The organism is Mesorhizobium sp. B2-2-4, assembly GCF_006442375.1.
Taxonomy (GTDB): Bacteria; Pseudomonadota; Alphaproteobacteria; order Rhizobiales; family Rhizobiaceae; genus Mesorhizobium.
The window spans coordinates 451,562-470,393 of sequence record NZ_VFWB01000001.1; the positions used below are offsets into that span (position 1 = coordinate 451,562).

21 protein-coding genes and 1 tRNA gene are annotated in these 18,832 nt (G+C 64.0%); 12 read left to right on the plus strand and 10 right to left on the minus strand.

Going from position 1 to position 18,832, the window contains the following annotated elements:
* The first annotated feature begins 35 nt into the window (after positions 1-35).
* The 3 genes from FJ959_RS02310 to FJ959_RS02320 are packed head-to-tail and all read left to right on the plus strand — an operon-like array spanning position 36 to position 3,543.
* On the plus strand, positions 36-1,547 hold the full coding sequence (locus tag FJ959_RS02310) for an ABC transporter ATP-binding protein (protein WP_140628213.1): 1,512 nt from the start codon (positions 36-38) through the stop codon (positions 1,545-1,547).
* A complete protein-coding gene (locus FJ959_RS02315) occupies positions 1,547-2,602 on the plus strand; it encodes an ABC transporter permease (RefSeq protein WP_140628215.1) in 1,056 nt (351 codons plus the stop codon). Before FJ959_RS02310 ends, FJ959_RS02315 begins: the two co-directional genes overlap by 1 nt.
* A complete protein-coding gene (locus FJ959_RS02320) occupies positions 2,599-3,543 on the plus strand; it encodes an ABC transporter permease (RefSeq protein WP_140559242.1) in 945 nt (314 codons plus the stop codon). Before FJ959_RS02315 ends, FJ959_RS02320 begins: the two co-directional genes overlap by 4 nt.
* A 76-nt stretch (positions 3,544-3,619) precedes the next feature.
* On the opposite strand, the gene FJ959_RS02325 is transcribed toward FJ959_RS02320, so the two are convergent.
* Entirely contained in the window at positions 3,620-4,387 is a 768-nt protein-coding gene (locus tag FJ959_RS02325; RefSeq protein ID WP_140628218.1) for an SDR family oxidoreductase, read from the minus strand.
* 292 nt (positions 4,388-4,679) lie between these two features.
* Between FJ959_RS02325 and FJ959_RS02330 the strand changes: the two genes are divergently transcribed.
* Both FJ959_RS02330 and FJ959_RS02335 read left to right on the plus strand, forming a co-directional pair.
* Positions 4,680-4,835 (plus strand): hypothetical protein, encoded by a 156-nt coding sequence (locus FJ959_RS02330; protein ID WP_140492547.1) that lies wholly within the window; start codon positions 4,680-4,682, stop codon positions 4,833-4,835.
* A 137-nt stretch (positions 4,836-4,972) separates the two neighbouring features.
* Complete coding sequence (locus FJ959_RS02335; RefSeq protein WP_140628221.1) at positions 4,973-5,920, plus strand: LLM class flavin-dependent oxidoreductase; 948 nt, start codon at positions 4,973-4,975, stop codon at positions 5,918-5,920.
* Positions 5,921-6,018: 98 nt separating this feature from the next.
* Here the strand turns inward: FJ959_RS02335 and FJ959_RS02340 are convergent, their stop codons facing one another.
* Positions 6,019-6,693, minus strand: a complete 675-nt coding sequence (locus tag FJ959_RS02340; RefSeq protein WP_140559240.1) for an isochorismatase family cysteine hydrolase — start codon at positions 6,691-6,693, stop codon at positions 6,019-6,021.
* 219 nt (positions 6,694-6,912) lie between these two features.
* On the opposite strand from FJ959_RS02340, the gene FJ959_RS02345 reads away from it, so the two are divergent.
* The 4 genes from FJ959_RS02345 to FJ959_RS02360 are packed head-to-tail and all read left to right on the plus strand — an operon-like array spanning position 6,913 to position 10,101.
* Complete coding sequence (locus tag FJ959_RS02345; RefSeq protein WP_181167272.1) at positions 6,913-7,704, plus strand: ATP-binding cassette domain-containing protein; 792 nt, start codon at positions 6,913-6,915, stop codon at positions 7,702-7,704.
* A gap of 55 nt (positions 7,705-7,759) precedes the next feature.
* Positions 7,760-8,680 carry a tonB-system energizer ExbB gene (gene exbB / locus FJ959_RS02350; protein ID WP_140580192.1) on the plus strand — a complete coding sequence of 307 codons (921 nt, stop codon included), beginning with the start codon at positions 7,760-7,762 and terminating at the stop codon, positions 8,678-8,680.
* Between the two features lie 12 nt (positions 8,681-8,692).
* The gene (gene exbD / locus FJ959_RS02355) at positions 8,693-9,160 is read left to right on the plus strand and encodes a TonB system transport protein ExbD (RefSeq protein ID WP_140492534.1); all 468 of its coding nucleotides are present in this window, start codon (positions 8,693-8,695) and stop codon (positions 9,158-9,160) included.
* Positions 9,157-10,101 carry an energy transducer TonB gene (locus FJ959_RS02360; protein WP_140580193.1) on the plus strand — a complete coding sequence of 315 codons (945 nt, stop codon included), beginning with the start codon at positions 9,157-9,159 and terminating at the stop codon, positions 10,099-10,101. The genes exbD and FJ959_RS02360 overlap by 4 nt, the downstream gene beginning before the upstream one ends.
* A gap of 74 nt (positions 10,102-10,175) precedes the next feature.
* Here the strand turns inward: FJ959_RS02360 and FJ959_RS02365 are convergent, their stop codons facing one another.
* The 5 genes from FJ959_RS02365 to FJ959_RS02390 form a co-directional block, all read right to left on the minus strand.
* Entirely contained in the window at positions 10,176-10,499 is a 324-nt protein-coding gene (locus FJ959_RS02365; RefSeq protein ID WP_140628227.1) for a hypothetical protein, read from the minus strand.
* A 252-nt stretch (positions 10,500-10,751) separates the two neighbouring features.
* Entirely contained in the window at positions 10,752-11,003 is a 252-nt protein-coding gene (locus tag FJ959_RS02370; protein ID WP_140628230.1) for a hypothetical protein, read from the minus strand.
* A 69-nt stretch (positions 11,004-11,072) separates the two neighbouring features.
* Positions 11,073-12,131, minus strand: coding sequence for a SagB/ThcOx family dehydrogenase (locus tag FJ959_RS02375; protein ID WP_246678916.1), 1,059 nt, complete (start codon positions 12,129-12,131; stop codon positions 11,073-11,075).
* Positions 12,132-12,569: 438 nt separating this feature from the next.
* Positions 12,570-13,316: a helix-turn-helix transcriptional regulator gene (locus FJ959_RS02385; protein WP_140492521.1), complete on the minus strand. Its 747-nt coding sequence runs from the start codon at positions 13,314-13,316 to the stop codon at positions 12,570-12,572.
* Positions 13,317-13,641: 325 nt separating this feature from the next.
* Positions 13,642-13,717, minus strand: a tRNA-Ala gene (locus FJ959_RS02390).
* Positions 13,718-13,853: 136 nt separating this feature from the next.
* Here FJ959_RS02390 and FJ959_RS02395 point away from each other — a divergent pair.
* Together FJ959_RS02395 and FJ959_RS02400 are read left to right on the plus strand one after the other, a co-directional pair.
* Positions 13,854-14,144 carry a YggT family protein gene (locus FJ959_RS02395; RefSeq protein WP_140492518.1) on the plus strand — a complete coding sequence of 97 codons (291 nt, stop codon included), beginning with the start codon at positions 13,854-13,856 and terminating at the stop codon, positions 14,142-14,144.
* A gap of 13 nt (positions 14,145-14,157) precedes the next feature.
* Positions 14,158-14,475 (plus strand): DUF167 family protein, encoded by a 318-nt coding sequence (locus tag FJ959_RS02400; RefSeq protein ID WP_140628233.1) that lies wholly within the window; start codon positions 14,158-14,160, stop codon positions 14,473-14,475.
* Positions 14,476-14,478: 3 nt separating this feature from the next.
* Here the strand turns inward: FJ959_RS02400 and FJ959_RS02405 are convergent, their stop codons facing one another.
* The 3 genes from FJ959_RS02405 to FJ959_RS02415 are packed head-to-tail and all read right to left on the minus strand — an operon-like array spanning position 14,479 to position 17,225.
* Positions 14,479-15,360 carry a MurR/RpiR family transcriptional regulator gene (locus FJ959_RS02405; RefSeq protein WP_140492512.1) on the minus strand — a complete coding sequence of 294 codons (882 nt, stop codon included), beginning with the start codon at positions 15,358-15,360 and terminating at the stop codon, positions 14,479-14,481.
* A gap of 24 nt (positions 15,361-15,384) precedes the next feature.
* A complete protein-coding gene (ugpC, locus tag FJ959_RS02410; RefSeq protein ID WP_140628235.1) occupies positions 15,385-16,452 on the minus strand; it encodes a sn-glycerol-3-phosphate ABC transporter ATP-binding protein UgpC in 1,068 nt (355 codons plus the stop codon).
* 2 nt (positions 16,453-16,454) lie between these two features.
* Positions 16,455-17,225, minus strand: coding sequence for an SDR family oxidoreductase (locus FJ959_RS02415; RefSeq protein WP_140628238.1), 771 nt, complete (start codon positions 17,223-17,225; stop codon positions 16,455-16,457).
* Positions 17,226-17,505: 280 nt separating this feature from the next.
* On the opposite strand from FJ959_RS02415, the gene FJ959_RS02420 reads away from it, so the two are divergent.
* On the plus strand, positions 17,506-18,738 hold the full coding sequence (locus tag FJ959_RS02420; protein ID WP_140492503.1) for a sugar ABC transporter substrate-binding protein: 1,233 nt from the start codon (positions 17,506-17,508) through the stop codon (positions 18,736-18,738).
* Positions 18,739-18,832: the final 94 nt, after the last annotated feature.

Sequence of the window (18,832 nt, forward strand, 5' to 3'; positions counted from 1 at the left end):
GAGGGTGAAGCAGAGCCATCTCCGCAGGAGCGCCCTTGCCCGCCCCCCTCATCGAAATGCGTGGCATCACCAAGAGTTTCGGCGCCGTCAAGGCGAACGAAGCCGTCGACCTCAGCGTGGCGCCCGGCGAGATCCTCGGCTTGCTGGGCGAGAACGGCGCCGGCAAGACGACGCTGATGAACGTGCTGTTCGGCGCCTATGCGCCCGACGCCGGCGAGATCCTCATCCAGGGCCGGAAGGTGCGGATCACCAGTTCGGCCGATGCGCTGGCCGCCGGCATCGGCATGGTGCACCAGCATTTTCAACTGGCGCCACGGCTCACGGTACTGGAAAACCTGCTTATCGGCATACCGGGCAAATCCGGGCGGATCGACCGCGCCGGCGGACTGGCGCGGTTGGTTGAAATCAGCCGCCAGCACGGGCTGACACTCGATCCCAGCCTGCCGGTCTCGGCGCTGTCTGTCGGAGAGCAGCAACGTCTCGAGATCGTCAAGGCGCTGTTTCGCGGCGCAAAACTGCTGATTCTCGACGAGCCGACCGCGGTGCTTGCGCCGAGCGAAGTCGACGGGCTGTTTTCGGCCTTGCGGTCGATGGCGGCGCAGGGTCTGGGCATCATCTTCATCTCGCACAAGCTCAACGAGGTGCGCGCGCTCACCCATCGCTGCACGGTGCTGCGGCATGGCCGCGTCGCCGGCCGCGTCGACGATCCGGCCAACACCACATCGGCGGAAATGGCGCGACTGATGTGCGGCCACGAGATCGTGCCGCCGGCCAAGGGGCCGTCGACGCCGGGGGCAGCGGTGCTCACTCTCGACGGCATTTCCACCTCGAGCCATTCGGGCACGCCGCTGCGCGATGTGTCGCTTTCCGTGCGCGCCGGCGAGATCCTCGGCATTGCCGGTGTCTCCGGCAATGGCCAGCGGGCACTGGCGGAGGTGATCTCGGGTGTGCGAGCCCCGGATGCCGGTCTGATGACGATTGCGGGGCAGAAAGTGTCTCGCTTCTCGCCGCGCGAGGTGCAGGCGCTGGGCCTTGGCCGCATCCCGGAAGATCGCATGACGACGGGACTGGTCACCAACTTGCCGCTCGCCGATTCCATGGTGCTGCCGCGCATTGGCACCGCCGCTTTCAGCAGCAAGGGCCTGCTCAAGCCGGATGCGATCCGCGCCTTCGCCGAGGCGCAGATCAAGGCCTATGATATCAGATGCCCCGGGCCGATGACGCGCGCCGGCGCCCTGTCCGGCGGCAATCTGCAGAAGGCGCTTTTGGCGCGCGAGCTCGCCTTCGATCCGAAGGTGCTTGTCGTTTCGCAGCCGACGCGCGGCCTCGACATCGGAGCCGCGCGCTTCATCCATGAAAAATTCCTCGACATGCGCGCCAAGGGCTGCGGCATCATCGTCATCGGCGAGGATCTGGAAGAGTTGCTCGTGCTCTGCGACCGCATCGCGGTGATGTATGAGGGCCGCATCGCCGGCACGCTTCCCAGCGCCGATGCGACGATCGCACGGCTGGGGCTGCTGATGACCGGAGCGGAGGGCCATAGCTGATGTTTCGCCTCGAAGTCCGCAGCTCGACGCCCGCCTGGTTCAACCTGGCTCTGCCGTTGCTGGCGATCGGTGCCGCGCTTGTGCTGTGCAGCGGCCTGATCGCGCTGGCCGGCGCCGGCGTGCTCGAATCCTACGGCGTTATGTTCACGGCGTCGCTCGGCGACAGCTATGCGATCACCGAAACGCTGGTGCGCGCCGCGCCCATGATCTTCACCGGGCTGGCGGTGGCTGTCGCCTTCCGCGCCAAATTCTGGAACATCGGCGCCGAAGGGCAACTGCTTGCCGGCGCGGTGGCGAGCTGCTTCGTCGGCGCGATCCCGATGCCGGGACCGCTCGCCATGCTTTTGATGGCAGTGGCAGGCGCCGCGGCCGGTGCAGCCGTCGCGCTCGTGCCGGCAACGCTGCGGGTGAAATTCAAGGTCGACGACGTCGTCAGTTCGCTGCTGCTCAATTCGGTCATCTATTACGCGCTGATGGCGCTGATCGAAGGGCCATGGAAGGATAGTTTCAGTGGCTATCCGATCTCGCCTCCGATTGAGGATTCGGCCAATTTTCCGGTGCTGATCGAGGGCACGCGGCTGCATCTCGGCGTCATCGTGGCGCTTATCGCGGCACCGCTGATCTGGTTCCTGATCGTGCGCACCACGCTCGGCTTCCAGATCCGGGTCACCGGCGAAAATCCGGAAGCGGCCAGATATGGCGGCATCAATGTCCAGCGGGTGCTGCTCTCGACGGCGTTGCTGTCCGGGGCGCTAGCCGGGCTCGCCGGCGTCGGCGAGGTTGGCGGCGTGCATTTTCAGGTGATGAGCGACATCTCGCCGGGCTACGGTTATTCCGGCATCGTCGTTGCAATGCTGGCGCGGCTCAACCCGCTCGGCGTGGTGCCGGCGGCAATCTTCCTGGCTGCCGTGATGACCGGCGCCGAGGCGATGTCGCGCGCGACCGGCGTGCCGGCCTTCCTCAGCGATGTCATCCAGGGCACGGCACTGCTTGCCATGCTGGTGGCGCTGCTGTTCACCACCTATCGCATCCGCCGCGTCGGAGCCTCCCGATGAGCGCGGTGTTCGAACAGATCTTCCAGGTCGGCTTCTTGGCCGCCATCATCCGCATCGCCACGCCCTTGGCTTTCGCCACCCTCGGCGAAATGTTCTCCGAGCGCGCCGGCGTGCTCAATCTCGGCATCGAAGGCATCATGCTGTTGTCGGCAATGGCCGGCTTCACCGCCGCCAGCCTCAGCGGCAACCTGTGGCTGGGCGTCCTGGCGGCGGTGCTGACCGGCATGCTGATGGGGGCGCTGCATGCGCTGTTCACGGTGGCCCTGGGCCTAAGCCAGCATGTCTGCGGCATCGGCGTGACGCTGCTTGCGTCGGGTCTGGCCTATTTCCTCTACCGGCTGATCTTCGGCCAGCAATCGGTGCCGCCGAGCATCAAGGGTTTTCAGACGCTGCCGATCCCGGTCCTCTCCGACATTCCCGTGCTTGGGCCGGCGGTGTTCAACCAGTTCGCGCTGGTCTACATGGCGATCCTGGCCATCCCTATCGCCGCCTTCGTGCTCTACCGCACGCCATGGGGGCTGTCGGTGCGCATGGTCGGCGAAAACCCGCGCGCCGCCGACTCCGCCGGCGTCAGCGTCATTGTCACCCGCTTCCAGGCGGTCATTCTCGGCGGGGCGCTGATGGGGCTGGCCGGCGCCTTCCTGTCGATGGCGCAGTTCAACGCCTTCACCTTCGGCGTCGTCTCCGGGCGCGGCTGGGTGGCGATCGCCCTGGTCGTGTTCGGCCGCTGGGACCCGTGGCGCTCGGCGGGGGCCGCATTGCTGTTCGCCTTTGTCGATGCCTTGCAGTTGCGCATGCAGGCGAGCGGCCTCGGGCATATCCCCTACGAGGCGTTCCTGATGCTGCCCTTCATCTTCACCATCGTCGCCATGGCGGTGATGTCGCGCAATGCGGTGGCGCCGTCGGCGCTGCTGAAACCGTTTCGCCGGGAAGAACGATAGACGAGTAGGGCTCGGTGTCTTTTCCTCTCCCCCCGGAGGGGGTAGAGGAAGGGCGCCAAGCTGTCCTTGGGACGTCTCACATCGCCGTGAAGCCGTTATCCACGAACAGATGGGCCCCGTTGACGAAGCTCGATTCGTCGCTGGCGAGGTACAGCGCCGCCTTTGCCACCTCTTCCGGTTCGCCGATCCGCCCTTGCTGCGCAGCCAGCGCCGCGTCGGAGACATCGACGCCGAGCTTACCCAGATCGGCGACCTCGCGCAGCCCATGCGGTGTGCGGATGAAGCCGGGGCAGACGGCGTTGCAGCGGATGTTGCGGTCGCGGAATTCCACGGCGATGGCGCGCGCGAACATGTGACAGGCGCCCTTGGTGGTGTCATAGAGCACTTCGTTCGGCGTCGCCGCCACCGCCGAGATCGACGAGGTGCAGACGATCGAGCCGCCGCCGGCCGCGATCATGCCGGGCAGCACGGCGCGGGTCATCAGGAACATCGAGCGCACGTTGACGGCATGCAGCCAGTCCCATTCCTGCACGCTGGTCTCCAGGAACGGCTTTATCACGATGGTGCCGGCATGATTGAACAGGACGGTAACCGCGCCGAACGTCTCGGCCGCGCCCTTCACGGCCGCCTCGACCTGCGCCTCGTCGGAAACGTCGGCGACAAAATGCTCCGCGATTTGGCCGCGCGCCCGGATCGCCGCGGCGGTGGCTGCCGCCGCTTCGCCATTGCGGTCGATGATCGCCACCTTTGCGCCTTCCGCCGCGAACAGTTCCGAGGCCGCCCCGCCCATTCCCGTCGCGCCGCCCGAAACGATGGCGACCTTGCCGGCCAGTCTTGCTCCCATTTCCTTGCTCCTCCCAAATGTCCTTTGGACGATCTCGCATTGTGGCTCTGCCGCGATGCTATCCTGCCCGCGCGGGGCGGCCAATGCACGAATGGATCGGCAAGTGAAGTGCCGTCGAGCGCCGGAAGTGAAACCGACGCTGCCATGTCCGTCGATCACGCCGATGCCGCTCTGCAGCAACTCAGCGCCAGTTCTCACGGCGCTGTTAGAAAAAAATTCTGCGCATGGCCGAAAAATAGCAATCGACAAAGTCTACAACTTTTATAGATTAACCGGCGAGACGGAGGTCGACATGTCCTATATGCAGAACACCGAGACCCGCAGCAGCGGCCAGAGGCTGGCCAATGCCCAGAGCTTCCGCCCGGCCTATGCCGGTGCTTTCGCCTATGTCGTCTTTGCCCTTGCGTTCGTGTTCACCGGGGCTGTTGTTCTGGGCCTCATTCCCTGAGCCGTGGTCCGGCCAGGCTGACGACCCACCGCCTTCAGGCAATCGGAGTTGAATGAACCGGATCCCGGTGCGCTTTCGCGTGCGCCATTGATTCGTATTTGACCGCATCCGTGATTCCAGAGATGGAGGAGATGGCAATGCCGATCGAATTCACGCATGTGCCCGGCAAGACCTATCCTGCCGATAGCGCAGTTTCCTTTTTCTACGACTTTGCCGAGACGGCGACCAGGCTGGCGCTGATCGAGGATGGCGGTTTCCGCAACCTCGTCGTCGACGATCCGGCCGGCCTGCTGACCAATATGGATCTTGCCGCCCAGGTGCTGGACCGCAGCTCGTCGCTGGAAGTGGTCCTCACCCATTGGGCCGGCGTGGTCGAACCGACCGTGGCGGCGCGGCAACTTGCCTCGATCGACGCCCGCAGCGGCGGCCGCCTGGCGCTCAGGATGATCAGCGAGCCGTTAAGCGACGACGATGCCGAAGCGCGTCCGGTCGGACACGGTGTCCTCTGGCAGCGCATCGACGAATATCTGGTTCTGTTGAAGCGGCTATGGTCGAACGAGCGGCCTTTCGACCATGAAGGCGCGTTCTACAGCATCAAGGGCGGCTATGTTCCGCGCAAGGGGCCTCATGGTGCCGACCTCGTCATCCGCATGGGCGGGCAGTCCGGCACGGCACTGAAAGTGGCCGGCCGGCATGCCGACGTCTTCGAACTGGCGCCCGGTTCGATCGACGATGTCAGGCAGTTGATGGAGCGTGTGCGCGGCGCCGCCGCCGAACATGGCCGGGCCGCCAGACTACGCTTCGCCCTTCCGGTCCGCATCCACCGGGGAATTTCCTCGGCAGGGCACAAGGCGGTCGATGTCTCCGGTCCGCCGGCCCAGGCCGCCCTGTCGCTGCTTGCTTACGCGGCTCTCGGCATCGATGAATTCATGATCGTCGGTATCGACACGCCGCGCGAGATCGCGACAGTCGGCCGCGAGACGATCGCGCTGCTGCGCAATTCGCTGGCGCGGCGTGAAAGCGGCGAGTTCCAGCATGGGGCTTTCGCGCAGCGCACGGGACTGGAAACACGGGCAACGGGCTGAACTGCGGAGAAATTTCCTTTCCAACCGCTCTGGCCTGCCGGAGGGTGCTATCCTGCCGTGTCTATGACGTGCGAGGCTGCTCTGCGGTACCTAATCCTTTAACGCGCCTTGTTACCCAGCCGTGACAGGCCTTCAATGACTGCACCAGAATCCGCCAGCACGCCGAAGACGCCGTCTTCGACCGTCACCATGTGAAGGGCCGCCTCATGCGCCCGTCTGTCGCCGCTGGCGCAGGCGTCGGAGATCGTCAGGCACTGGAAGTTGCGATCGCAGGCTTCGCGCAGCGTCGTGTGCACGCAGACATCCGTCGTGCATCCGCAAAACAGAAGATGCGTGATGCCTCGCGCGCGCAGCACGAGCTCGAAATCCGTATAGGTGAAGGCGCCGTTGCAGGTCTTGTCGACGATGATGTCCCGCGGCGCGACGTCGATCTCCGGAACGATCTGAAAACCCGGACCCGAACGAAGCAGGATTTCGGTGCCGTCGAGGCCGGCCCGCCTGCGTCGCCATTTCTCGTAAGGCGTCATGTCGGCCATGTCGGCCCGGTAGCCCTGCCTTGTATGGACGATGCTGACGCCCGCCTCGCGGGCAGCGGCGATCAGCCGGCTCACCGCGGGCAGGATCGCTCTCAACGGCGACGGATCATATCCCTTCCTGGCGAAGTAACCCGTCGTCGACAGGAAATCCTGCTGCAGGTCGATCACGACCAGCGCGGTGTTCTCGGCCACCAGCCTGCCGTCATAGGGAAAGTCGAAGGGTGTCGCCTTGATCATGCGCGGTTTCCTGTTTCAGCGAAGACCTTAGAGCGGTTCATCGCTTCACGGAAACGCTTCGTTGCCTGAAATTCGAAGCGGCATCAGGCGTCACGGTGTTTTGTTGATGCAAAAACTCAACTTAATTGTTGACTAGTAAAGTCATGTTTCATAGTCAACCGGGCACGGTTGCCGAAAACCGGATTGATGACATGCCCGCAGCCGTACTGGAGACGGACCTTGACCGGAATTGACACCCAGACTGCTTTCCACATCGACGCGTTGCGCTTTGCCGTGGGCGAGCGGACGCTGCTCGGTCCGGTTTCGCTCGAATTGCAGTGCGCGCGCGTCTACGGGCTGATCGGCCACAACGGGTCCGGCAAGTCGACGCTGGTCAAGCTTTTGGCGCGCCAGCAGCCGGCAAGCTCTGGCGCCATCACCTTCGCCAGGCGGCCTTTGGCCCAGTGGGGTGCGCGCGAACTGGCGCGGGCGCTTGCCTATCTGCCGCAGACGACGCCGGCGGCGACCGGCTTGACCGTGCGCGAGCTGGCGGCGCTCGGACGTTATCCCTGGCATGGCGCGCTCGGCCGCTTCGGCCAGGACGACAGACGGCATGTCGAGGAAGCGCTGGCCCTGACCGACATGGCCGGCTTTGCCGACCGGCTGGTCGACGAGCTGTCGGGCGGCGAGCGCCAGCGCGCCTGGCTCGCCATGCTGGTGGCGCAGAATGCCGGCGTCATGCTGCTCGATGAGCCTATCTCGGCGCTCGACATCGCCCATCAGGTCGAGGTGCTTGGGTTGGTCAGGGATCTCAGCCGCAAGCGCGACCTTTGCGTCGTCGTGGTGCTGCACGATCCCAACATGGCGGCGCGCTATTGCGACGAGCTGATTGCCCTGAAGGACGGCAGGCTGCTGACGCGCGGCACGCCCGGCGAAATCATGCAAGGCGATGTGCTCAAGGGCATTTTCGGAGTGGAGATGGGCGTGTTCGCGCACCCCGTCACAGGCCAGCCCGTCGGCTACGTCCAGTGACGCTTCAGCGCCACGGCGGGGAAGACTGGCGGCTGTGAGAACGAGGAAGAAGACGATGTCGAGAACCGGTTTGGTCGCAGCGCTGTTTGCATCCGCCATGCTGGCGGCCGCCAGCGCGCCGGCGCAGGAGCAGCCGGCAAGCGGCACGCCCGCCACCATTACGGCGCCAGCACCATCGCCGGCCGCGCCCGCCGCTCCCGTGGGAGCCCTAGCGCCTGCACAGCCGCAAGCCGGGGCCGGTACGGCGGCCGAGCCCTCGCCGGCGCTGAGCTTGCCGCACGATCTGTCGCCATGGGGCATGTTCATGGCTGCCGACATCATCGTCAAGGCGGTGATGATCGGGCTGGCCTTCGCCTCGCTCGTCACCTGGACGATATGGCTGGCCAAGTCGCTGGAAGTGCTTGCCGGCAAGCTTGGCGCTCGTCGCGCCGCGCGGGCCATCGGCAATGCCGCGACGCTGAAGCAGGCGAGCCGCGCGCTCGACCGCAACGGCGGCACCGGCGCCCTGCTGGTGCGGGCGGCGGAGGAAGAAGCGGCACTTTCGGCCGGCGCGCTCGACCATGCCGGCGGCGACGGGCTGAAGGAACGGGTCGCCTCGCGCCTGACACGCATCGAGGCGGCGGCGGCGCGACGCATGTCGCGCGGCACCGGCCTGCTGGCGACGATCGGCTCGACCGCGCCTTTCGTCGGTCTGTTCGGCACGGTATGGGGCATCATGAACGCCTTCATCGGCATTTCGCAGGCGCAGACCACCAATCTGGCGGTGGTGGCGCCGGGCATTGCCGAAGCCCTTCTCGCCACCGCAATGGGGCTCGTCGCCGCGATACCGGCCGTCGTCATCTACAACGTCTTTGCGCGCTCGATAGCCGGCTACCGGCAGATCCTCGCCGACGCCTCGGCTGGCGTCGAGCGGCTGGTCAGCCGTGACCTCGATTTCCGCACGGTGGCGCCGGCAACGGCGCTGGCGGCGCAGTAGCGGGGCAAGACCATGGGCAGCCGCATCCGTCAGACCATGGACGACGATCTCGAGGAAAGCCACGAGATCAATGTCACGCCCTTCATCGACGTCATCCTGGTGCTGCTGATCATCTTCATGGTCGCAGCGCCCTTGGCGACGGTGGATGTCAATGTCGACCTGCCGGGCTCGACCGCGACGCCGGCGCCGCGGCCGGAGACGCCGCTGTTCCTGACGTTGAAGGATGACCTCTCGCTAGCGATCGGCAACGACACCGTGCCGCGCCAGGTTTTCGCCGCCACGCTTGACGGCAGGACCAAAGGCGACAAGCAGGCGCGCATCTTCCTTCGCGCCGACAAGGCGGTTGCCTATGGCGACCTGATGGAGGCGATGAACCTGCTGCGCGGCGCCGGCTACCTGAAGATCGCCCTGGTCGGCCTGGAGGCTGCGCCCGCCGGCGGTGCTCCCGCAGCGGATCCAGGCGGAGCCGCTGGTCCATGACCGGGCAAGCGGCCGCCTCGCCCACGGTGGAGCTGTCGCGCCTCGGCTGGCGCGACCTCGGCCTGTGGGCGGTTGCGGCCGCGCTGGTGCTTGGGGCGCATGTTGCGGTCGCCTATGCGGTACAGAGCTTCACTCCGGTCGACCCGGCGGATGGCGGGCCGCCGCCGGCGCTGGCCATCGAGATGGCGCCGATGGTCGCGACGCCGGCCGTGCCCGAACAAGCCGCGATGTTGGACGCCGCTGTGCCCGACCAGGCCGAGCCGGTCGAGGACACCGAAAAGGCCGCCGAAGCCGAGCCCGAGAAAATGGCCGAGCAAGCGGAGCCCGTTGCCGAGCCGGATGCAACGCCGCCTGACACGACCGAACCGACTGAAACGACGCGGGCTGAGCCGGCCGACCAACCCCCGCTTGAAGAGATCGTCCCTGACATGGTCGAGACGGTCGCGCCTGACGTCGTCGTGCCGCTGCCGCAGCCGAAGCCGGTCGAGACGCCCACGGAAAAGAAACCCGTCCAGGCCAAGGTGAAAAAGCCGGTCGAGAAGCCCAAGCCGAAAAAGGATAAGGCGCCGCCGAAGACGATAACCGCCGCGAGCGCGGAAGCAAAGCCCGCCCCCAGGACAGCGGCGCCGAAATCGGCGTCCGGGGCGTCCGGCGTCAGCCCGGCCAAGTGGGAATCGCGGCTGCTGTCATGGATCAAACGGCATACGCGCTATCCGAGCGCCGCGAAATCGCGACGCTCGCAAGGCAATGCGAACGTCACCTTCACGGTGGACGCCTCAGGCCGGGTGACGTCGGCGCGCGTCGTCCGCTCCTCGGGCGATCCCGACCTCGACCGCGCCGCGCTCGCCGTGCTGCAGGGCGCCACCGTGCCGCCGCCGCCGCCGGAGCTGGGTTCGCGCGTCAGCCGCACGGCGCCATTCGTATTCAGCCTTCGGAACTGATGCATGCCGCCCAAAACTGAGCCCGGTTCGGGAGAAACGACATACACGGATCAAAGCAAGGTCGAACGGTCGGCCTACTGATAGCTCATCGACAGACACAGGGCCTCGACCTGCTCGAGGTAGAAGCGGCATCTCATGCGCAGGATCCTGAGGTTCGGATCGCCGGCGCCGTTGATCTCGATGGTCTGCATCATGAAGTCGAAATGGGCATGGAAGGCATCCACCGCGCCCCAGAGACTGTCGGCGTGCCAGGTGTCGGCTATCGCCGTGGAAACCAGTTGGCGCGCTTGAAGGCGCGCCGCATCCGGCGATGCCGGCCGGCTGGCGATCAGGGCATGGAGGCGGCTGAAGACACTTTCACCGGCATCGGCGCTTTTGATGGCTGCGATCATGTTCATTTGTGGGTTCCCCTCAGGTCGTCGTGCATAAATGCCGGTTCGGCGGGCTGCGGGCGATCATTGCAGCGATCGCGGCGACATCGGCCGGCCGGCCTTGGATGATGTTGCCTCTGCGCCCGCGTGTTCCAACCAAACCAATAGGCCATCTCGATGCGGTCAAGCCGACGGCGGCCTTCCTCAAGGACGGCAGCAGGTCTTGCCGCGCACGTCCCGGGGCACGCCATTGCGCACCGAGATGATGGCCGCATCTGGCTATGCTCTCCTCGGCTGGACGCGATTGTCTTTCGCCTGCGTCTTGGGGTGCATCGAATTGCCGCTGAGCTGCGGATGCCTCGCCGGCCGGGCGCCGCGAAGGACGTCGAAAGCCTCGGCATAAGCCATGCCCAGCAGATAGGACATCATGGGGAAACGGCTTGCTTCGGCCATCTGCACCAGCTCATTGGCCATCGACGCGATATATTGGAGACTGTCGATCTCGGACTGGCGTAGGGATTGGTTGGCCACTTGCTGCTCCTGTGATGTGGTGGAATTCAGGGGACCCCCTCACCGGGCACTCTGAACATAATCAATCGGCTAATTGATCGACCCCGCTGCCGGGCGCGGATCGGTTTCCGGGATAGACAGTGTCAAGGCGTAGATGGGCGCGTCGGTGAGCCGGTTGAGGCCGAGCAGGCGCTTGATCGCCGAGTGGCTGAGCGCCGCGGTCGGGCAGGCCGACAGGCCGTGCCTGGTCGCTGCAAGCATCATGTTCTGGCCGATATGGCCAGCTTCGATCAGCACGACACGATAGGCATTGGCGTCCTCATACTTCCACATGGTGCGGTCGAGCCTTGCGCAGAGCAGGACCAGGCAGGGCATGGGATCGGCCCATTCCTGTCCGCCGACCAGCTCGGAGACTTTCGGCAGGTGGTTCGCCGAAATCCTTTCAAGATCGTGTCCGACAGCCGAGTAGTGATAGACGCCGGGCTCCAGCCCTTCCACCGCCGGCGCGACCACATAGGCTTCGTAGGGGTTTCTCGCGCCGCCGGAAGGGGTCATGCCCAGCGGCAGGGCGCCAATGCAGTTGCTGGTCTCGCCGGTGATGCCCATGCCCGCGAACAGACAGTCGGAAAGCTGTTTCGCGGTGATGGTGGGCGCCGCCGCCGTTCGGTTCGTGCGACGCTGCGCCATCAGGGCAATGAGTTCATTGTCGTCCAGCGCGTCCGGCAGCCGGATGGCCGTCGCGGAATTCCTGAGCACGAGGTCGGGCTGCACGGTGTGACCGGCGCGTTCGATCTGCCGTGCCTCCGCCTGTTCGATGGTCATGAACTCGCTGTCCTGGACGCAGAAATGCATCAGCGCGGTCGGAATGCCCCAGTTCCATTGTCCCGAGAATTGGCTCTCCTGTTCGGCCAGTTGCGACCCGGCGGTCACCAGTGCGGAAAAATCGAGCAATTGGGGGATGACGGCATCCAGCTCTGATCGCGACCATCCGTGGTCCCGCGCGATCTCCGCGGCGGATGCCCATTTGTCCCAGGATGCGAGAAGACCGATCACCTCGGAACTGCATTCGAAGACGCTTCTGGTCAGGAAATTGCACGCCGTGACCTTGTTGGCGCCGGGGTAGAAGACAAGCGTTTTTGCGGAGCGCATTTTCATGATGCCGAAAGCCGAATGCAGAAATGTCATTGCGAAGGCGAGGCGCCGACGAACAACCGTCGCCGGCGCCTCGGGCAGCTCAGCGCTTGTTGTAGTGCATGCCCTGCGAAAAGAAGACGGTCTGGGTGCCTGCGGCAATCGTCAGCTTCGGAGCAGTGTTCACTTTCTTCGCCATTTTCATCCCTTCCTGACCCCCAAATGGGATCTGTTGAAAAGATCCCCAAAAACGGGATCCACGGGCGGAAGGTAAGATCGAAAGAGTTAATGGTTTGTTAAAATGGTAGTAAAACTGCATTAATCTAAATTATCTTTCTTAGCCCTAAAGTACAAAAAATCGATTTTACTCACATACGGAGTAGATGACTGCCGGCATACGCTATTTCCGGATAGAGTTATTCTTATTTAGCGTAAAAAGGGAAGATTCTGACGCGATCAGTCCAGCCCGTCCCGAGCGAGGCTGACCACGAGGTGGTCGAGGCTCGGGTCGTCGAGCTTGACGACGTGCGCCATGCGGATCGCCTGCCGCGGGCCGATGGATACGTCCTGCCGCATGATGACCGACACGAAGGCCGGCCCGGCTTCCGTTAGAAGCATGGCCTTGCCAATCAGTACCGGTTCCGAGATGGGAGCCCACTGCACCGAGATCAGCGATGGTTCACCGGTCTGGCGGCGATTGACGCCGCTGAAGTAGATCCAGTTCAGGCGCGAGATCGCCACGCCGTAATGATTGCCGCGCGCCCGCGCCCATGTCGTTCCCCGGCGCTCCGACCATCCGGTAACCCTTCGGAACGTCACCAGCTCGGCGTCGCGCCGCACGAAGGTCACCGACCGCATCAACAGGTCGGGGCGGGCCGGGATCGAAAAATAGGTGAAGTAGGTGCCGCCCGCGATCGACGGGGCGGGCGGCCGGATCATTTGGTTGAACAGGCTTTCGGAAATCGGTGGCAGGCCGCGAACCGCAGGTTTCGGCGCGCCCGGTTCCCGGTACAATTCGGCTTCGTCGATGCGGAAATAGTCGCAGATCAGCTTGGCTGTCGCTTTGTTCGGAACAGTCTGTCCCTGAAGGTAGCGTTCGAACTGCGTGCGATTGATGCCCAGTTCCCGGCATACCGCGCTTACCGAGGCATGCTCCTTACAGAGCCGTCTGAGATTTGCAGCGAGATACTCGCGAATTGACACGTTTTGCTTCCGCGGGCGGGTTCTTCATATCGACTTCCAAATCCGTATAGCGCCGTCAGCCGCCCCCACCGAAACGCCTTGCTACAACACACAGAAAAAACTGATTTGGTAATGTCACTCTAATGGGGTGGATTCCAAAAAAAATAGCGCGATTCCATAGCGATCACCGCCATAAGTCCAATTGACAGGCGTTTGCCCCGGTAGGCTCTCGCAATCCTTCATGATGGACGGAAAAGGGCGCCAGTGTCGTGACATTTCGCACCGTAGCCACCGACGTGGCTTCGGCTGTTGCAATGCAGCGAAGAGAAGAAAACGACTATCCCGCTGGTGGAGCTGAGGGGGATCGAACCCCTGACCTCGTCATTGCGAACGACGCGCTCTCCCAGCTGAGCTACAGCCCCGTCCAGCGGATGGCGCATTTATCGGGCACGGCAGTTTTCTGTCAAGGCGACGTTTTGCCGAAATCCTGGCGGCCGAAGCCTGCCCTTGCCGGTTTCGCGCGCAATGGCTACATGTCGGCAACAATTGGAGACCGGCATGCTCGCCCTCATTCAAACAATCGTCATGGCGCTCGACCTCTATTGGTGGGTCATCATCATCTCGGCGATCTTTTCCTGGCTCTATGCCTTCAACGTCGTCAACTCGCGCAACCAGTTTGTCGGCAGCATCGGCAATATGCTCTACCGGCTGACCGAACCGGCGCTCAGGCCGATCCGACGTTTCATGCCGGACCTTGGCGGTATCGACATCTCGCCGATCATCCTGCTGCTGATCCTGTTCTTTCTCAGGCAGTTCCTGCTCACCACCGTGGCACCGCTGGTGCTGTGAACCCGATGCTCGCATGAGTGCCCCGTTCCGCATCCGCGAGAACGGCATCGAATTGTTCGTCCGGCTGACACCGAAGTCTTCCATGGACAGGTTCGAAGGCATAGAGAGATCGGCTGATGGGCGAAGCCATTTGAAGGCACGGGTCCGCGCCGTACCCGAAAACGGCGCCGCCAATCAAGCGCTGGAGAAGCTGGCCGCCAAGACGTTTGGAGTGCCGGCCTCAGCCGTTTCGGTTGTCGTCGGCGGCACGGCACGGCTCAAGACGCTGCGCGTGACGGGTGAACCCCAGGTGCTGATGCAGCGTATCGAGGCGCTCAGTGCCTCGGCCTGAAGTTCAATCGCCCAGCGGCAAACGCGGATCGTCGACCTTCAGCGTGTTCACGCTCTGCTTGATGCGGCGCAAATTCTCCAGCACCTTCGGGCCGCGCGTCTCGGCCACCGACGTGACGATCATGTCGACGATCGCCAGCAGCGCATAGCGCGACGATGTCGGCTTGTAGATGTTGCCGTCCTCGAGCGGCTGCAAATGGATGACGGTGTCGGCGGCCCTGGCCAATGCCGAGTCCGGCGCGGTGACGGCGACCGTTGTGGCGCCATATTGCTGCGCGACCTGCACCGCCTCGATGACCGACCGTGCATAGCCGGAAACCGAGAAGGCGACCAGCGTGGTGTCGGGCGTGGCCACGGCGGCGTACATGCGCTGCAATTGCCCGTCGATCTGCGCCAGCACCGGCAGGCCCAGCCTGAACAGCCGGTTCTGCATTTCGGTCGCCATCATCGAGGAAATGCCGCCGGAGCCGACGCACAGCACGTTGCCTGACGTGGCAATGCGCGCAGCGACATCGACCAGCGTCGTCATGTCGAGGTTTTCGCTGGCGCGCTGGATGGCCGATATCGCCGCCTCGGTGATGGCCGATGCGATGCGCTGCTCGCGGGCGTCGCGGCTCAGCGGCTCGGGCGACAGATACTGGCCGCCAATGGCGATCGCCTGCGCCAGATAGAACTTGAAGTCGCGCAGGCCTTCGCAGCCGAGATTGCGGCAGAAGCGGGTCACCGTCGGCTCGCTGACACCGACGCGCGCGGCGATCTCCGAGATCGCCGCCTTGGAGGCGAAATCGAGATCGGACAGGACCAGGCCCGCCAACCGACGATCCGACTTGGTGCCGTCCTGCGACATCAGCTGCAACCGGGTGATGATGTCGGCCGGTGTCTTCATGCCGGTGTCTTCACGCTTGTGCTTTCATAGAGGCAGGCCCGTCGCCTTCTCGAAAAGATGGATGTTGCGCGGCTCGACCGAGACCGGCAGGCGGTCGCCGGGCTTCACCTGCATCCGGTCTCGGAAGACGACGCGCACCGTATCGTTGCCGATAGCGCCGTAGACATGGGTTTCGGAGCCCGTCGGCTCGACGACGTCCACTTTGATGGTCATCGCGTCGGCAGCTTCGCCGATGACAAAATGTTCGGGCCGGATGCCGGCCTCCACCGCACCGCCTGTCGGCACCTCTTTGCCGCCAAGCGCAAGCCTTCCGCCGCCGGTCGATTCGAACCAGCTGTTCGTGGCCGTCGTCTTGAGGGACCCGGAAACGAAACTCATCGAAGGCGAGCCGAGAAAGCCGGCGACGAACTTGTTGGCCGGCCGGTCATAGAGCTCCAGCGGCGGCCCGACCTGCTGGATCCGGCCGCGATCCATCACCACGATGCGGTCGGCCATGGTCATGGCCTCGATCTGATCGTGGGTGACGTAGACGACCGTCGATTTCAGTCTCTGGTGCAGCGCCTTGATCTCGGTGCGCATCTGCACCCGCAACTGCGCGTCGAGGTTGGACAGAGGTTCGTCGAACAGGAAGACCGAGGGTTCGCGCACGATGGCGCGGCCCATGGCGACGCGCTGGCGCTGACCGCCCGACAATTGCCGGGGGTAACGGTCGAGATAGGAGAACAGGTTGAGGACGCCGGATGCCTTCTTGACCTTGTCCTCGACCGCGGCGCGGCTCTCGCCGCGGATTTTCGGTCCGAAGCCGATATTGTCGGAGGCCTTGAGATGCGGAAACAGCGCATACGACTGGAAGACCATGGCGATGTTGCGCTGCTGTGGCGGCAGGTCGTTGGCGCGCACGCCGCCAATGACGAGATCGCCCGAGCTTATCGTTTCCAGTCCAGCCAGCATGCGCAGCAAGGTCGACTTGCCGCACCCGGACGGGCCGACCAGCACGACGAATTCGCCGCTCTCGATGTCGAGGTCGATGTTCTCGAGGATGCTGTGCTGGCCGAAGGATTTCGAAAGATCGCGGAACTGGACGTCGGTCATGGTCACGCTCCCAATATGTCGTCGATGAACGGCAGGCAGCCGGCGGTCAGGCCGGCATCCACCGGCATCACCACGCCCGTTACGCCGGACGCCCGGTCGGAGGCAAGAAACGCCACGGCTTCCGCCACCTCCGAGGCATTGACGATGCGGCCGAGCGGATAGAGCCGCTGGAGCTTGCCGAGAATATCCGGGTTCTTGGCCAGGCGATGGTCCCAGGCGGCGGTACGGATCGATCCCGGACAGACGACATTGGCGCGAACGCCGCTGCGGCCGAGCTCGACGGCGATCGCCTTGGCATAGGCGTTGATACCGGCTTTGGCGGCGGCATAGGCGGGGTTGCCGAAATGGGCGATGGCGTTGACGGAAGAAATGAAGACGACGCTGCCCGAACCGCGCGCCGCCATCGCCTTGACCAGCGGGTCGGCAAAAGTCATCACGCCGGTCAGGTTGAGGTCGACTTCCTGCCCTATCCTGTCGGTCGTCAATGCGCCGAGCGTCTCCGCGCGCGTCCAGCCGGCATTGTTGATCAGGATGTCGGGCACGCCGTCCTTGTCGAGCACGGCCGCGATGGCTGCCTCGACTGAAACCCGGTCGAGAAGGTTGAAGACATGACGCGAGGCGAGGTGCGGGCTTGCCAGCGCCTCCTCCGATTGATCGCAGCCGATCACCCGCGCGCCTCTTCCGGCCAGCAACGCGACGATCGCCGAGCCGAGGCCACCGCCGGCGCCCGTGACAACGACAATGCGGCCTTCGAACTCGGCTTTCGAAACCACGGCGCTTGCTCCTCCGGCAGTTCGAGCAATTCCAGGAAAGTGTATACGGTTTTCCGTCCGGAATTGCGTCAAAACAAAGAGTTAGAGTGGTTCTCCGTTTCCTTGAAACGGTGAACTGCTCTAGGCAGATGTCGGCAGGCTAGTGAATGGAATGTAATTAAGCAACACCATAATCTGCTTGCGTACGGCCAGATCGTCGATAATGTAGGAAAGTCACATAATCCTGCGCCAACATCGGCGTGAGGAGCGCAAAAGCGCGGAACAAAATGGGAGAGATCGGATGAGCATTGCGAAATGGACTGTCGGCTTGATGGCCGGAATGAGCATGCTGGCCTTCGCGGCACAGGCACAAGCCGGCGAGGTGCGCGTCACGGTCGCCGAATACAGCGCCAAGACCGGCCCCTACTTCGAGGAGGTCAAGAAGGAGTTCGAGGCAAAGAACCCCGGCATCACGGTCAAGTTCGAAGTGGTGCCGTGGGATGTGCTCTTGCAGAAGCTGACCACCGACATCACCGCCGGCACCAATGCGGATCTCTCGATCATCGGCACGCGCTGGCTGATCGACTTCGTGCAGCAGGACGTCGCCGAGCCGCTCGACAGCTACATCACGCCAGACTTCAAGGGCCGCTTCATCGACACGTTCTTGTCGCCCTCGATCATGGACGGCAAGACCTACGGCCTGCCGATCGCCGCTTCGGCGCGCGCCATGTATTACAACAAGGAGCTGTTCGAGAAAGCAGGCATCGCCAAGCCTCCGGCCAATTGGACCGAGCTGCAGGAGGACGCCCGCAAGATCAAGGCGCTGGGGTCCGGCACATTCGGCTTCGGCCTGCAGGGCAAGGAGATCGAGACCGACGTCTACTATTACTATGCGATGTGGTCATACGGCACCGAGATCCTCAACAAGGACGGCACATCGGGCTTGAGCACGCCTGGCGCGCTCGAAGCCGCCAAGCTCTACAAGTCGATGATCGACGAGGGCCTGACGGAGCCCGGCGTCACCTCCAACAACCGTGAGGACGTTCAGAACCTGTTCAAGCAGGGCAAGGTCGGCATGATGATCACCGCACCCTTCCTGTCCAACCAGATCAAGGAAGAGGCGCCGAGCCTGAAATACGGCGTGGCGGCTATACCCGCCGGCCCGACGGGCGCGCGCGGCACCTATGGCGTCACCGATTCCATCATCATGTTCAAGAACTCCAAGAACAAGGACGAGGCCTGGAAACTGCTCGACTTCCTGTTCACCACGGAACAGCGCGCCAAGTTCACGCAAGGCGAAGGCTTCCTACCGGTGAACAAGGAAGAGGCCAAGATGGACTATTACGTCAACAATGCCGACCTCGCCGCCTTCACCGCGCTGTTGCCCGACGCCCGCTTCGCGCCGGTCATCCCGGGCTGGGAAGAGATCGCCCAGATCACCTCGGACGCGATCCAGAAGATATACCTCGGCGGCGACCCGGAGGCAGGTTTGAAGGATGCGGCGGCGAAGGCCAACGCCGTGCTGAAGAAATAGGGCGTATCTCCCTGCGCCCGTGGCGCGCCCCACTCAGGCGGGGCGCGCCACATCTTTGGTCTCCCGATCCGAAATCCGCATAAGCAGAACCTTC

Coding starts and splice junctions, on each gene's coding strand:
- FJ959_RS02395 (WP_140492518.1), top strand. CDS start 13,854: ATGCTCGCCCTCATTCAAACAATCGTCATGGCGCTCGACCTCTATTGG.
- FJ959_RS02420 (WP_140492503.1), top strand. CDS start 17,506: ATGAGCATTGCGAAATGGACTGTCGGCTTGATGGCCGGAATGAGCATG.
- exbD (WP_140492534.1), top strand. CDS start 8,693: ATGGGCAGCCGCATCCGTCAGACCATGGACGACGATCTCGAGGAAAGC.
- FJ959_RS02320 (WP_140559242.1), top strand. CDS start 2,599: ATGAGCGCGGTGTTCGAACAGATCTTCCAGGTCGGCTTCTTGGCCGCC.
- FJ959_RS02335 (WP_140628221.1), top strand. CDS start 4,973: ATGCCGATCGAATTCACGCATGTGCCCGGCAAGACCTATCCTGCCGAT.
- FJ959_RS02325 (WP_140628218.1), bottom strand. CDS start 4,387: ATGGGAGCAAGACTGGCCGGCAAGGTCGCCATCGTTTCGGGCGGCGCG.
- FJ959_RS02365 (WP_140628227.1), bottom strand. CDS start 10,499: ATGAACATGATCGCAGCCATCAAAAGCGCCGATGCCGGTGAAAGTGTC.
- FJ959_RS02360 (WP_140580193.1), top strand. CDS start 9,157: ATGACCGGGCAAGCGGCCGCCTCGCCCACGGTGGAGCTGTCGCGCCTC.
- FJ959_RS02405 (WP_140492512.1), bottom strand. CDS start 15,360: ATGAAGACACCGGCCGACATCATCACCCGGTTGCAGCTGATGTCGCAG.
- ugpC (WP_140628235.1), bottom strand. CDS start 16,452: ATGACCGACGTCCAGTTCCGCGATCTTTCGAAATCCTTCGGCCAGCAC.
- FJ959_RS02375 (WP_246678916.1), bottom strand. CDS start 12,131: ATGCGCTCCGCAAAAACGCTTGTCTTCTACCCCGGCGCCAACAAGGTC.
- FJ959_RS02330 (WP_140492547.1), top strand. CDS start 4,680: ATGTCCTATATGCAGAACACCGAGACCCGCAGCAGCGGCCAGAGGCTG.
- exbB (WP_140580192.1), top strand. CDS start 7,760: ATGTCGAGAACCGGTTTGGTCGCAGCGCTGTTTGCATCCGCCATGCTG.
- FJ959_RS02400 (WP_140628233.1), top strand. CDS start 14,158: ATGAGTGCCCCGTTCCGCATCCGCGAGAACGGCATCGAATTGTTCGTC.
- FJ959_RS02340 (WP_140559240.1), bottom strand. CDS start 6,693: ATGATCAAGGCGACACCCTTCGACTTTCCCTATGACGGCAGGCTGGTG.
- FJ959_RS02315 (WP_140628215.1), top strand. CDS start 1,547: ATGTTTCGCCTCGAAGTCCGCAGCTCGACGCCCGCCTGGTTCAACCTG.